We start from the raw sequence: 13369 nt of genomic DNA, 5'->3' as shown, positions 1-13369 counted from the left end.
CGTTTTATGAAGCTTGGAATCATCAGCTTTGCACATGGTCATGCCTACAGCTATGCAAAAATCATCAAAAAGCAAAAAGGATTGGAGCTTGCAGGGATTTATGATGACGATGCTGCGAGGGGACTTGGTGCTGCCAGGCATTTTAAAACAACCTTCTACCGTCATCTCCCTCAGCTTCTCCAATCAACTATTGACGCAGTTATCGTCACTTCTGAAAATGCGAAGCATGCAGAGCATGTAATTGCGGCTGCACGTGCTAAAAAAAGCATTTTGTGTGAAAAGCCGATTGCTACCACGTTAAAAGATGCGAAAGAAATGATTTTCTGCTGCGAAGAAAATAACGTCTCCCTCAAAATTGCTTTCCCGGTCCGGTACAACACCCCGGTTAAAAGAGCAAGGGCCATTGTAAAAAGCGGAGGACTAGGTCGTATTCTCGCAGTTAAAGGGACCAATCGCGGCACGAATCCAGGCGGCTGGTTTTTAAAGAAAGAGCTTTCCGGTGGCGGAGCAGCAATGGATCATACCGTTCATGTCGTGGATTTACTCAGATGGTTTATGGGTGCTGAGATTAAGGGAGTGTATGCTGAAATAGGCAATCTACTAATTAATGAAGCTATTGATGACAGCGGAATCGTCACCATGGATTTTGACAATGGAGCCTTTGCCACACTGGACTTCAGCTGGTCAAGAAATAATAACTATCCAACATGGGGAGACGTCACACTCGAAATTATCGGAACCGGCGGCACTCTTTCCGTAAACGCCTTTGATCAGAAGCTCGAGCTATACTCAGACACAGACGGCATCAGCTGGAATTTCTGGGGGGATGACATGAACACAGCCATGCTCCTTGACTTCACCAATGCCATAAAAAAAGGGCAAAAACCCGCCATCACAGGCCACGACGGCCTAAAAGCATTAGAAGCTGCCCTATGCGCCTATGAGTCTGCAGAACGGGGGGTGCCTGTCACTCCCCGAATTTTTCAAATTGACTGGGTGAAGTGACAGGCACCCCTCGAAATTTGTCAAATCAATATACCGAGTCCGTGAGAGAACACAGCTCCTTGGGTTTTTTTATGCAATATTCAGGAGGGGGAGCAGTGGTGAAGGGGCTTCGGAATATTTCGATTGAAACGATTACAAATGGTTTTGTTCCTGATGGAGTGATTGTGTTTGATGAGGTTATTCATTATGTGGGAACGCCGCAAAATCTCCCCAGCTTTAACAAACCCATTGAGTGGATGGACGGAGGAGGTGCTGTAGCATTTCCAGGGTTGATTGATGTGCATACTCATCTTGGTATTAATGAAGAAGGAATTGGCATTGAAGGAGATAGTTTTAATGAACTATCGAGTGCGGTGACGCCGCAGATACGTGTAATTGATGGAATTAATCCTTTTGACGAGGGTTATTATAGAGCGTTAATGGGCGGCGTGACAACAGTACAGGTCGTACCTGGAAGCTCCAATATTATTGGCGGTTTAACAGCGATTATTAAGGTTAAGCCCGGGCGGCCGGTAGAAGAGCAGGTTCTTCAATCTCCGTCAGGTTTAAAGATTGCATTTGGTGAAAATCCAATTCTCGCACATAGAAATGTCGCCACTACACGAATGGGCGTTGCTGCAGTCATCCGTGAAGCATTTTGGCATGCGAAGAAAAATGAGGGGATTGCGCCTGCAACAATGGCGGAGGAAGCTATGCAGTATGTTCTCGCCCACCATCTGTCGGTTAAGGCGCATGCTCATCAGGCAGATGATATTCTAACAGCGATTCGGATTGCAAAGGAATTTGGTTTGAATTTAACAATTGTTCACGCAACAGATAGTCTTAAAATACTTCCACAGATCAAGAGCTCAGGCTATGACGTGGTACTTGGACCAACCATGATGGGGAAACTGAAGGTAGAGCTGGCCAATCTATCATGGGAGGTTTATCGTGCATTTGAAGAGGCTGGAATTCCATTTACCATAACAACAGACCACCCTGTGGTACCAATCGATGAATTATTAACAGAAGCAAGAAGAGCTATGTCTTATGGCCTTAGTGAAAAAACAGCTGCTGAAGCGATAACCATACAAGCCGCGAGACAGCTAAACCTCAGTGACCGGATCGGATCCCTCGAAATAGGAAAAGACGCAGACATCGTTCTGTGGTCTGCAAACCCCTTAAAAGACTTTAAAGCTAAGCCGGTTATGATTTTTATAGATGGGGAGCAGGTGTTTTAGGCCCAATTAGAGTGGGGCCTTCCGAGTGGTGACAGGCACCACTCGGTTTTTGTCGAACGAAACGTGCCGTAAATTGTAAATATATCTTAAAATATAGGTAAATAGTCTATATTCATAACCAGTATTTAGTTTTATACTATTCAGGTATATTACAAACAGATTACAGGAGGATGGGAATGAAGCGATTAATTGCAATACTTTTGACTGTTACTATGGGGTTTTGGGCTTTGCCAAGTATGACATTTGCACTGGAGGCAAATGACGCTGAATTCGAAACTTTTTTAGAGAAGAACGGGCTAAATAAAGATGAGTACGTTACATATTTGGAATCCAAGGGCTGGACTCTTGAGGATTTCGATACAGTAGACGAGCTTGGAACTCCAATTACAGAAGAATCTATTCAAACTATTTTAGTAGATTTTGATTTAACGAGAGAAGAGCTTAACGCATTGCTTGTTGATAATGGCGATCTGGAAGCCGGAGAGGATGTTACTGAAGGCACTTATCTTATTTTTTCTGAAGAGCTTTATATGTTTGTTGAGTTTTATTTAACAGAGTACACGCCGATCACGGATGAAACACTAAAGCAGCTTTTAGAAGAATATGGCTTCGAATCTAAAGAAGAGCTTGAGGCATTTCTAAATGAGCATGGCGACTCTATTGATAACTATGAATATATTGAAGACCTGGACTGGGCAATCTATATGTATTTAGATGATTATGATTTCCTTGAAGAACTCTCTTATCTTTTTTCGGGTATTGGTCTAACTTACGAAGAGCTTGAAAGATTATTTGCACATCTTGAAACACTGCCATATGAGGATCCGGCATTTGAAGCAAGACTGGATTCATTACTTGACCGCATGTTTGCAATTGAAGATTTTGAGACTGCTGATGAGCTTTCAGACGCTGAGTTGGTAGAGTTGTTCAACATCTACATGGAACTGCTGGACCTTTTCGAATTTGATACAAAGTATTATGTAATTCAGGACGGGGTAACGACTCCGGTAACAATTGAAGGTCTGCTTACTCTTGATACAACGAAGAACTTTGATTTATTAATAGAATTTTATAATAAACAAGGTGTATTTTTAGCAGATATTATATTAACAGCTGATATGTTCGGATCCGGCCTTATTAAGGATACTGGAAAAGACATTAAAGAGATGGAGCAAGTGGTAAAAGAAAACCCTCAAGCAGGAGCAGGTGGAAAAAAGAAGATAAATAAAAAAGCTTCAGAAGCAGCACCAGTTAAAACTGTTAAAGGAGCCAAACTGCCAAAGACAGCATCCAATTCGCTTGGAAATACGATGGCAGGCATGGCGCTTGTGTTAATTGGAATCGTCCTATTCCGCCGGTTCAAAACGCAAGGGATCTAATTTATGAGAGCAGATAGAAAAAAAGCCCGAGGCAGTCGCAGAAGGCGCAGTATTTTTCTAGCAGCATCCGTGGGGTTGATCTTGGTTGGTCTATGGTTTGGCGGTACAAATGCTTATGCATATTTTAAAGGATATTTCCTTTTAAAGCCTGCAGAAATTGCAGCAGAGGATCCAGAACCAGTACAGGTAAACATGGAGGAGGATACAGCGGATACAGAACAGCCGCTGTATCCCGTTCGTCCAAAGATTGGTGATAATATCGGTGACCTTATTATTCCTGTGCTAGATGCTAAGCTTCCTATCTATCATGGAACAGATGAGGATGAGCTTGAAAAAGGCGTAGGGCACTTTGCAGGAAGTGTGCTGCCTGGGGAGCAGGACAATTCTGTTCTTTCAGGTCATCGTGATACAATTTTCAGGACGCTAGGAGACGTTAAAAAAGGCGACCTTCTGATTGTTGAAACATCCGCAGGGAAATTTACGTACAAGGTAAAAAACACGCGTATAGTTGATAAAGATGAACTGAGCGTTATCGTTCCAAAGCCGAAAGCAACCCTAACTGTCTCCACCTGCTATCCATTTTATTACGTTGGACCTGCGCCTGAACGCTTCATCCTCATGGCCGACCTAGTTGATAGTCAGCTAACAAACCAGGAACAAACTGAAGTCAGCGCAGCCAACTAACCGCACAGCTATTGTGCGGTTTTTTTGTGTGAATGTGCAATTCGGGGGGTGCCAAATTCGGGTGGTGCCAGGCACTTGTCGAAAGGGTTTCGCGAAGTGCTTCGAGCAGTGCCAGGCACTTGTCGAACGAATAACCCATCCCTCCTTCCCATTTTTCAAAATCCAATGGTACAAAAAGATGGTATAGTAAGGTTGTGAAGGGAGCTTCACGAATAAGGATTTAAAGGAGGTTTTTTATTGGAAGAGTGTAGGCTTGATAAGTTTTCTGTTCTTTTTAATCTGCTGATACTTGAATTGGGAGGTGACGGCGAATGGTGAGGAAAAGACGCGCTTTTTTACCTGGGTATTTTTATCATATTGTATGCCGAGGTAACAGGAAAGAACCTTTATTTTTGCAGGACAGTGATTTTAGAGTGTTTTTTTATATTCTCAATCAAATTCATGAAAAATACCCCTTCGAGATTGCCTCCTATTGTCTGATGACAAACCACTACCATCTTCAGCTTAGACCGTTAGATCCCCAGCTTTCCATTTCAAAAATTATGTCTCTATTAAACAAACGTTATGCCAGCTATTATAATAACCGTTATGGACTTACGGGTCACGTTTTTGAAAAGCGCTTTTTTGCTCAGCTGATTGAACCCAAAATCGGCATGCTTGAGGTAAGCTATTATATCCACTTAAACCCTGTAACAGCGGGTATCGTAAAAAAATGCAAGTCCTACCCGTGGAGCAGCTCTCACCTCTACTATAACCCTCTAAAAAAAATACCCCCATTCATGAACCTGAACTCCATTTTAAACCTCTACCAAGGCTCAGACCCACAAAAACGTGCAAACTATCTCCAATCCCTCCAAACAAAGATGCTGGAAGCCACTTTACCTGAGATTAACGATTAGCGTAAGATAAGTGCCTTTCGACAAGTGCCTGTCACTCTGTCTGTCATTTTTCGACAAGTGACAGGCACCACGACAGGCACCACGATGAAAGGCACCAAAAAGCCACCACCAAAATTCCTCCAAAAAATGGTTTGATTTTAGTTGGGAAAGGGTTTATTCTTAATAGAGAACATTCTGTTAGTTAAATCATTTTCAAGGGGGAAGAGAATAAATGGTTCGGATGGATATAAAAATGCAGGTGATGGCAAATGAAGCTTAAATACAGGGTTGATTGCTGGCTGAAGAAGAAGCATAGGTATAGTATTTACACAGGAAGGTGCATTGTGTGTAATCGTACTAAAGAGGAAATTAACGGCAAGCGGAAAAACCAGCGTACTGGTTAATTTTTTTACGTTGTCTGTTCTGTAAAGAGAATAAAACAAGCGATTCTGCCTAAACAGAATCGCTTGTTTTATTATGCGGCCTTCAAGCCGCCTTTTTTATGCAGTTTTCGGTAGCGTACGATTTGTACCACATACCAGATAAGAACGAAGAGAGTGAGAATAGATCCGATAATCATTGAAAGGGTGTAGTCCATTCCGAGTCCTTCAGGCGCATAGAAGATATAGGTGCATACAACTGCTGTCATGAACATGGCAGGAACACCGCAGATCCAGTGAAATTTATTATGCTTCATTAAATAAACTGCGCCTGTCCAAAGCATAACGGAAGCGACCACCTGGTTTGTCCACCCTACATATCTCCATAGGAATGTGTAATCGATTGTTGAAAGATAGAATGTGGGAGCAGCTAGTAGAAATGTGATTAACAGCAGTCTGCCCTTATTTTCCATATTGAAAAATTTGGATAGGTATTCTGCCAAAATCATTCTTGAAGAACGAAGTGCCGTATCGCCTGTTGTGATTGGCAGGATAATAACACCTAAGATCGCAAGGATTCCGCCAAGTGTTCCAAGCAGGGAGGTGGAAATTTCGTTTACCACACCTGATGGTCCGCCTGCGGCTAAAGCCTCCTGTAGCCCGGCTGTTCCATTAAAGAACGTCATGCCGGCAGCCGCCCAGATCAATGCGATAATCCCCTCAATCACCATCGCTCCATAAAAGATTTTCCGGCCGTCAGATTCCTTTTTCATTGTTCTAGCAATGATCGGGCTCTGTGTAGAGTGAAAACCTGAGATCGCACCGCATGAAATGGTCACCATTAATAGCGGCCAAAGTGGCAGCTCACCTGGATGAAGATTGGATAGCGTTAGATTTGGAATCGGACGATCAAAAAACAGCAATGCAATGCCAATTGAAATCGCCATAAATAAAAGGATTCCGCCAAGTACTGGATAAATCTTACCAATTACTTTATTCACGGGGAGAATCGTTGCTAGCAGGAAATACGTGAAAATAACAGCCAGGGCGGTCATAAATGTTAATGGCGTCAGCTGGGAAATCAACTGAGCCGGTCCCGCTGTAAATGCAGCTGCTACAAGGAGCATTAAAACAAGTGACAGGAGGTTTATAAATGCTCTGACTGAGTTTCCTAAATATCGTCCAACAAGTGATGGAAACTGAGCGCCTCCGTGTCTCATCGATAGCATACCGGAAAAATAATCATGCACGCCTCCTGCAAAAATACAGCCCACAACAATCCATATAAAAGCAGATGGCCCGTAGAGTGCGCCCGCTACTGCACCGTAGATAGGGCCAAGACCTGCGATATTAAGCAGCTGAATGAGGTTACCCTTCCACCAGCTCATTGGAACAAAATCAAGATTATCTCTTTTCGTGTAGGCAGGAGTAGAGGTGTCGTTATCAATGACAAATACTCTTTCTACAAATTTTGAATAAAATACGTACCCTAATACAAGTAAAACAATTGCCCCTAGAAAAGTCACCATGGCTGATCCTCCTGCTGTCTGAGTAAAATATGTTATTTGAATATAGGGAATAGTAACACTAAAAATAAAGAAGTGGAACCTATTTTCTGAAAAAATATATTATTTCGTAAATTAAAGCGTTTACAGTTTTCAATCTGTGTATACTAAACCCTAAGTAAGTCAAATGAACCTTTATTTTCACTTGCCGGGTCTTTTTCTCCCATTTCGCTTGAGCTGTTATTGGATAGATTGGAATAGCATATTCACAGCCGGTTTAGGGTACACAAAACATAAAGCACTGTTAAAAGTATCATCACTCTTCAAATTCAATCTTTTTTGATGGAGGAAGGTAAGATGAACAGATTAACAAAGCGGCAAGGCAGGGTGAAAACATGAAAATGAAGTATTGGTTTGAATGCAGAATCAGAGGAAAGCACCGGTACAGCTTTTACTCGGACCGGTGTATCGTTTGCGGAAAACAGAGACCAAGTTCTTCTAAGGCAATCGAAAAGGAAGAACAGCTCAGCAAATAAGCTAAATTAGGGGGAACAGGCTGCATTTCAGTCCTGTTCCTTTTTAGTGTAAAAAGAGCAATTGACACCGGGCGTGTCTTGCCATATCGTTTATACGGGAAGCTTATCGAGAATGAGAGGATGACAAATATGAGTTTATATAAATTGAAACCGCTTTTTCAGGAGAGAATCTGGGGGGGCCGCAAGCTTGAAACAGAGTTTGGCTATCAAATTCCGGAAGGTCCAATTGGTGAATGCTGGGGCATTTCAGCTCATGCTAATGGAGAAAGTGTCATCGAAACGGGACCTTATGCAGGGATGAAGCTTTCTGCACTTTGGGCAGAGCATAAAGAAGAGCTTTTTGGCGATTATGACCTGGATGCATTTCCGCTCTTAGTTAAAATTTTGGATGCAGCAGATGATTTATCGGTTCAGGTGCACCCGAATGACGAACAGGCGATGAAGCTTGAAGGCGAGCCTTATGGAAAAACGGAATGCTGGTATGTGCTTGATGCAGATCCTGGCGCTGAACTGATTATCGGTCATACAGCCCAGTCAAAGGAAGAGTTCATTCAATTGATTGAAGATGGAAGCTGGGATATGCTTTTGCAAAAGAAACCTGTGACAAAAGGTGATTTTGTTTTTGTTGAGAGCGGAACCATCCATGCCATTGGAGCGGGGATTACTATCCTGGAAATCCAGCAATCAAGCGATACCACGTACCGAGTGTATGACTTTGACCGCCGGGATCCACAAGGAAATTTGAGGGATCTTCATATTGAGAAAGCGATTGAGGTATCTATGATTCCACATGAGGAGCCGAAAAATGAAACAGAGATCACTAAAACTGATTTCGGAGTTGAGAAAAAACTGATCGATCGTCCGGAATTTAAGGTTTGGCATCATGCGGTTGAAACCGGCTATCATTTAGACGTTTTGGATCGTTTCCGTTTAGTGAGTATTATAGAAGGAAGCGGCAGTATTCACATTGAGAAAACAGGGGAAAAAGCAGCTGTGAAAAAAGGTGATCACTTTTTGGTGCCGAAAGATACAGGACGTATTACTGCTGAAGGCACAATGGAATGGATGACAAGTGAATCATAACAAGAAGAGAGCAAAAGGGTTACACCCGATGCTCTCTTTTTATTTTATTTCCGAAAAATAGGGCTATATTCTTAAATTTCCTTATTTATAAAAAAATAATGTCGAAAAAAGTTTAATTTTGTATAAAAAAAGGAAAAAACTATTAGACTGGCATTATACATATAAAGGGAATATATTACATTTTTTATCATGAATCGTTTAAGAAACTTACACAAGGGGAGATGCAGAATGATAAAAAAAGTGGCGGGCATCACCGTATTAGCTCTAGGTGCCCTTTTAGCCGGCTGTGTGGGCGGTACAGGCGGAGGGAATTCCTCTGAAGACGGCGGGGAAGAGGGCACAATCAGTTTTATCCATTGGCGTGGTGAGGATAAGGCTGTTTTTGATGAACTGATTAGTAAATTTGAGGATGAAAATCCTGATATTTCAGTTGAAATGACGATTTATCCATCCGAGCAATACCAATCAACTGCTCAAACGCTTTTACGTGACGGTTCAACAGGCGATGTTTTTACGAGCTTTCCCGGCTCACAGTTTGACATTATTAACCGCGCAGGGCTTTTTGAGGATTTGAGTGATGAGGGATTTTTGGAAAAATATAATGATGAACTAATCAGCGTTGGACAGCTTGATGGCCAGCAGCTGGCGGTTCCGCTGCAGCTCGTCTTTAACCAGCCTGTTTACAATGTAGGTCTTTTTGAAGAACTAGGACTTAAGCCGGCAGCCAATTGGGAGGACTTTTTATCCCTTTGCCAGGATCTTCAGGATGCAGGCTATATTCCGATCGCTTTTCCTGGGTCTGATATTGGACCCGGGCAGCTGATGAATTCCATGGTCATGAATAATGCACCAAACGAGGATGTTTTTGATCAGCTGATGGCCGGTGAAACTTCTTTAACAGACGATTGGTGGATTGACACACTTTCACAATTCCAGGAGCTTGATGAGAGAGGGTTTTTAAATCAGGATTCTCTTGGCACCAACCATTCAGGCGCCATTTCCCTGATGGCTAATGAACAGGCAGCGATGCTTGGTAGCGGATCCTTTGCGATGGCGAGCATTAAGGAAATGAATCCTGATCTTGAGCTTGGTCTGCTTGCTCCGATTACGACTACGGAGGAAGAGGCTGAGTGGGAAGGGATCCATACAACGACCTTTATGCTTGCTGTTAATGCAAACTCAACGAAAAAAGGCGCAGCGAAAAAATTCGTTGAGTTTCTATCAGATGTTGAAAATGCAGGAACCTATGCAAATGAAACAGGTCAGCATGTAACAGTAGAAGGCGTTGAATATGATTCGGAGGAGCTGAAGTCAACGATTGACTGGACAGAGCGCAATACCCGTTTTCAGCCGCGATTCTTAATTACCAATGCGGATGTGGAAAAAGCAGTCCTCGCTTCAATCCAGGCGGTTCTTGGCGGCGACAGCCCGGAACAGGCTGCAGAGAACGCTCAGCAGATTGTGGATCAACATATTGATTAAAACCTGAATAGTGATAAAAAGGGAATCACGCTCAAGCGTATTCCCTTTTTGCCCATTCACCAGGAAGCAGGTTCATCTATTAAGGGGGGTTCCCATGCATTTTCGTAAAAACAAATCACTATTCCTGTTTATTGTTCCGGGACTTATTCTTTACACGTTATTTTTCATTGTCCCAACACTCAATGCGGTTATTTATTCCTTCACTGACTGGGACGGATTATCTCCTGATTTTACTATTGTCGGGTTTGAGAACTATATAAATGTGCTAACCAATGATTCAATTTTTCAAAAAGCCTTTTTTAATAATATAAAATTTATGCTGTTTGTTTTGGTTTTCCAGACTTTATTTTCGTTGATTTTTGCCATGTTTCTTATTAAAAATACGAAAACGAATATCTTCTTGCGCGCACTTTATTTTTTCCCGACGATTTTAAGCTCGGTATCAGTTGCTTTTATTTGGACATTTATTTATGACCCGAATATGGGTGTGCTGAATACAGTTCTGGATAGTCTAAACCTTGAATTTCTACGGCAAAACTGGCTCGGAAATCAAAATATTGCCATCTATTCAATTGCTGTTACGCAGGTCTGGTTTCATACCGGGCAAATGCTGATTATTTTCGTTGCCGGTCTACAGGCAATTCCGAAGCATCTTTATGAAGTGGCAGATATTGAAGGAGCGAGAAAGTGGGATCGTTTCCGTTTTGTCACCTGGCCGATGATTGCTCCTTCAGCGACCATTGTCATGGCGTACACAACGATTCAGTCGTTTAAAGCGTTTGATTTAATTTTTGCTATGACTCGGGGAGGCCCCAATTATTCAACTGAAATACTGGCTACGCGTATATATTCCACTGCCTTTAGAAGCTTTGAATTCGGCTATGCCTCAGCGCAATCCGTCATATTTATGTTCGTGATCGCTGTCATAACCGTTGTGCAGTTCCGGCTGCTTAAAGCAAGCAGGGTGCAGGAGTAATGGAAGGAGTGAAGAAGCATGAAGGTATTTAAGATAGTTATGCTGAGTATTTTTGCCGTAGTTATTATTATCCCGCTTATGGCGGTGGTGTTTACAACCTTTAAATCAACATCTGAGGTGTTTTCAAATATATTAGGCGTTCCTGAAGCGTTCCGTTTTGATAACTATGTGAATATATTTGTTGATCAGCCGATGGCGAGATACTTTATGAATAGTGTGATCGTGACGTTGTTTTCCGTTTCTTTAACAGTCTTTTTCTCAAGTTTAATAGCTTATGCAATCACACGGATGCTCGGCTGGATCGGTGTTGTGTTCTTTTCGCTGTTTACCCTGGGCATGATGGTGCCCGCCCAGGTAAATATGATTCCGCTTTATCAGCTTGTTTATGACCTGGGACTGACAAATTCACTACTTGGACTGATTTTGGTGAATATTTCAGTCACGATGCCAGTCGCCATTTTTATCATGAGCGGGTTTATGAAATCCATTCCAAAGTCGCTTTTTGAGGCAGCGAAAATAGACGGGGCAACGGAGTGGGCGATGTATCGGCGCGTGGCAATCCCGTTGTCTGTTCCTTCTATTGCGGCAACGGCAATCTTCCTGTTCGTCATGCACTGGAACGACCTGCTTTATCCCTTGCTCTTTATCACACAAAACCAATACAAAACACTCCCACTGGCACTGCTTGAATTTCAGGGAGAATACGCAACAAACTATCCCCTGCTCTTCACAGGCGTACTTATCGCCTCAGCACCCATGGTCGTCGCCTACATCTTCCTCCAGCGCTACTTCGTCGCCGGTGTCACCGCAGGCTCGGTGAAAGGCTAATAACAGTTGCATAACAGTTTTATCTACTGACAAAATGCGAGAGGTGCCTGTCACGCCCCGGTTTCCCGTGACGTAACAGGCACCTCTCTTTTTCAATCAAACGCCGTTTTTTGTGTCGACAAATTTCGGGTGGTGCCAGGCACTTCGTCTTTCTTACGTCGACAAACTTCGGGGAGTGACAGGCACTCCGCCTTTCTCCCCTTATCCCAGCTCAATTATAATCCCACAATATCATCCACTCTCCGTCTTCTTTGGCGAGGTAGACGTCCTGGATGAAGCGGAATTTGCCGTATTTGCCCTGGTAGGATTGGATGACGATGTATTTGTGGACGTTTTTGAGGGCGGGGGTTTCTTTGTTCATTTTCCATTCGCTGAGTTCTATGTCTTCTTCGATGATGAAGGTGAAGGTTTCAACGCCGAAGTGGTTAAGGAAGACGTGGGCACGGTCCTGGATATAGCTTCCTTTTTCCCATCGTTCATGCATGAGGGGGTGGAGAAGCTCCCACGATTCTGCAAATTGGGCTTCCTGCTCAAGCGTATAAAATTCTTCGACCACTTTTTTTGTTTGGTAATCTGCTGAAAAGGAATAAGTAATGTAGCCGGCTAAAGACAGAAGAGAAGCAATAACAATCAAAACAAAAAATAGTCGTTTTATTCGCCGTCTTCTTCTCATAGGGCCTCCTTTTTAAAAAAGGACTTATAATAAGATATGAGAAAAATAAATGTTTAGTATATGCTAACTATATACATAGAATCTAGGAGGAATAGTCAATGACAAAAAAGGTTGTATTAATTGGAGATAGCATTACAGATGCGGGGCGCAGAGAGGATCCAAACGGCATCGGCACAGGTTATGTTAAACATTTATATGAGGAGCTGTTTAAAAATAATAAAGACTGGGAGCTGATTAATAAAGGGGTAAGCGGCGACCGGGTGACAGATCTTGAAGCGCGCTGGGAGGAGGATGTCCTTAAGCTTAATCCGGACGTACTTTCCATTTCTATCGGTATTAATGATGTATGGTACCAGATTGATCATCCGGAAATGGAACAGGTGACGCCGGATCAATTTGAAGCCGTTTATCGTTCGCTGCTTGACAAGGTGCCTGCATCAACACAACTAATCCTGATGGAGCCGACAATCATTGAAGAGCATCTTGGCTCACTTGGAAACCAGGGGCTTGTTGAATACGCGGAAATCGTCCGGTTCCTGGCTGAAGAAAAAGGGGCAATCCTTGTTCAGAACTATGCGGTCTTTATGGGCACCCTGGCAAATGGAAATCACCCACCATTAACGACCGATGGGGTGCATATGACAGATGCGGGCAGCCGCTTGATGGCAGATACGTGGAAAAAAGCAGCAGGATATCTTTTTAAAACAGATAAGTAAGCTGCAACGCAAGAATAAAGAACA

Annotated in this window: 13 protein-coding genes; 11 read left to right on the top strand and 2 right to left on the bottom strand. The window is 42.8% G+C overall.

Going from position 1 to position 13369, the window contains the following annotated elements; genetic code table 11:
• Window positions 1-6: 6 nt before the first annotated feature.
• The 5 genes from C4B60_RS12435 (at window position 7) to C4B60_RS12415 (ending at window position 5187) form a co-directional block, all read left to right on the top strand.
• Entirely contained in the window at window positions 7-1005 is a 999-nt protein-coding gene (locus C4B60_RS12435; protein ID WP_104058330.1) for a Gfo/Idh/MocA family protein, read from the top strand.
• A gap of 95 nt (window positions 1006-1100) precedes the next feature.
• Entirely contained in the window at window positions 1101-2225 is a 1125-nt protein-coding gene (locus C4B60_RS12430; protein ID WP_167578650.1) for an amidohydrolase family protein, read from the top strand.
• A gap of 176 nt (window positions 2226-2401) precedes the next feature.
• A complete protein-coding gene (locus C4B60_RS12425) occupies window positions 2402-3604 on the top strand; it encodes a processed acidic surface protein (RefSeq protein WP_104058328.1) in 1203 nt (400 codons plus the stop codon).
• Between the two features lie 3 nt (window positions 3605-3607).
• Window positions 3608-4288 (top strand): class D sortase, encoded by a 681-nt coding sequence (locus C4B60_RS12420; protein WP_104058327.1) that lies wholly within the window; start codon window positions 3608-3610, stop codon window positions 4286-4288.
• 311 nt (window positions 4289-4599) lie between these two features.
• Window positions 4600-5187, top strand: a complete 588-nt coding sequence (locus C4B60_RS12415; RefSeq protein ID WP_104058326.1) for a transposase — start codon at window positions 4600-4602, stop codon at window positions 5185-5187.
• A 454-nt stretch (window positions 5188-5641) separates the two neighbouring features.
• On the opposite strand, the gene C4B60_RS12410 is transcribed toward C4B60_RS12415, so the two are convergent.
• A complete protein-coding gene (locus tag C4B60_RS12410; protein WP_104058325.1) occupies window positions 5642-7075 on the bottom strand; it encodes a carbon starvation CstA family protein in 1434 nt (477 codons plus the stop codon).
• Between the two features lie 377 nt (window positions 7076-7452).
• Between C4B60_RS12410 and C4B60_RS21840 the strand changes: the two genes are divergently transcribed.
• The 5 genes from C4B60_RS21840 (at window position 7453) to C4B60_RS12390 (ending at window position 11956) form a co-directional block, all read left to right on the top strand.
• Window positions 7453-7587 (top strand): hypothetical protein, encoded by a 135-nt coding sequence (locus tag C4B60_RS21840; protein WP_280632268.1) that lies wholly within the window; start codon window positions 7453-7455, stop codon window positions 7585-7587.
• A 129-nt stretch (window positions 7588-7716) separates the two neighbouring features.
• Window positions 7717-8670: a mannose-6-phosphate isomerase, class I gene (manA, locus tag C4B60_RS12405; RefSeq protein ID WP_104058324.1), complete on the top strand. Its 954-nt coding sequence runs from the start codon at window positions 7717-7719 to the stop codon at window positions 8668-8670.
• Window positions 8671-8898: 228 nt separating this feature from the next.
• A complete protein-coding gene (locus C4B60_RS12400) occupies window positions 8899-10152 on the top strand; it encodes an ABC transporter substrate-binding protein (protein WP_104058323.1) in 1254 nt (417 codons plus the stop codon).
• Between the two features lie 94 nt (window positions 10153-10246).
• Window positions 10247-11128 carry a carbohydrate ABC transporter permease gene (locus C4B60_RS12395; RefSeq protein WP_104058322.1) on the top strand — a complete coding sequence of 294 codons (882 nt, stop codon included), beginning with the start codon at window positions 10247-10249 and terminating at the stop codon, window positions 11126-11128.
• Window positions 11129-11146: 18 nt separating this feature from the next.
• Window positions 11147-11956 carry a carbohydrate ABC transporter permease gene (locus C4B60_RS12390; protein WP_104058321.1) on the top strand — a complete coding sequence of 270 codons (810 nt, stop codon included), beginning with the start codon at window positions 11147-11149 and terminating at the stop codon, window positions 11954-11956.
• A gap of 211 nt (window positions 11957-12167) precedes the next feature.
• Here C4B60_RS12390 and C4B60_RS12385 read toward each other — a convergent pair whose 3' ends face one another.
• Window positions 12168-12629: a hypothetical protein gene (locus C4B60_RS12385; protein ID WP_104058320.1), complete on the bottom strand. Its 462-nt coding sequence runs from the start codon at window positions 12627-12629 to the stop codon at window positions 12168-12170.
• A gap of 98 nt (window positions 12630-12727) precedes the next feature.
• Between C4B60_RS12385 and C4B60_RS12380 the strand changes: the two genes are divergently transcribed.
• Window positions 12728-13345 (top strand): SGNH/GDSL hydrolase family protein, encoded by a 618-nt coding sequence (locus C4B60_RS12380; protein ID WP_104058319.1) that lies wholly within the window; start codon window positions 12728-12730, stop codon window positions 13343-13345.
• Window positions 13346-13369 lie beyond the last annotated feature (24 nt).

Source organism: Jeotgalibacillus proteolyticus (genome assembly GCF_002926065.1).
GTDB classification, from domain to species: Bacteria; Bacillota; Bacilli; order Bacillales; family Jeotgalibacillaceae; genus Jeotgalibacillus; species Jeotgalibacillus proteolyticus.
This window is presented reverse-complemented; position numbering and strand designations above follow the sequence as displayed.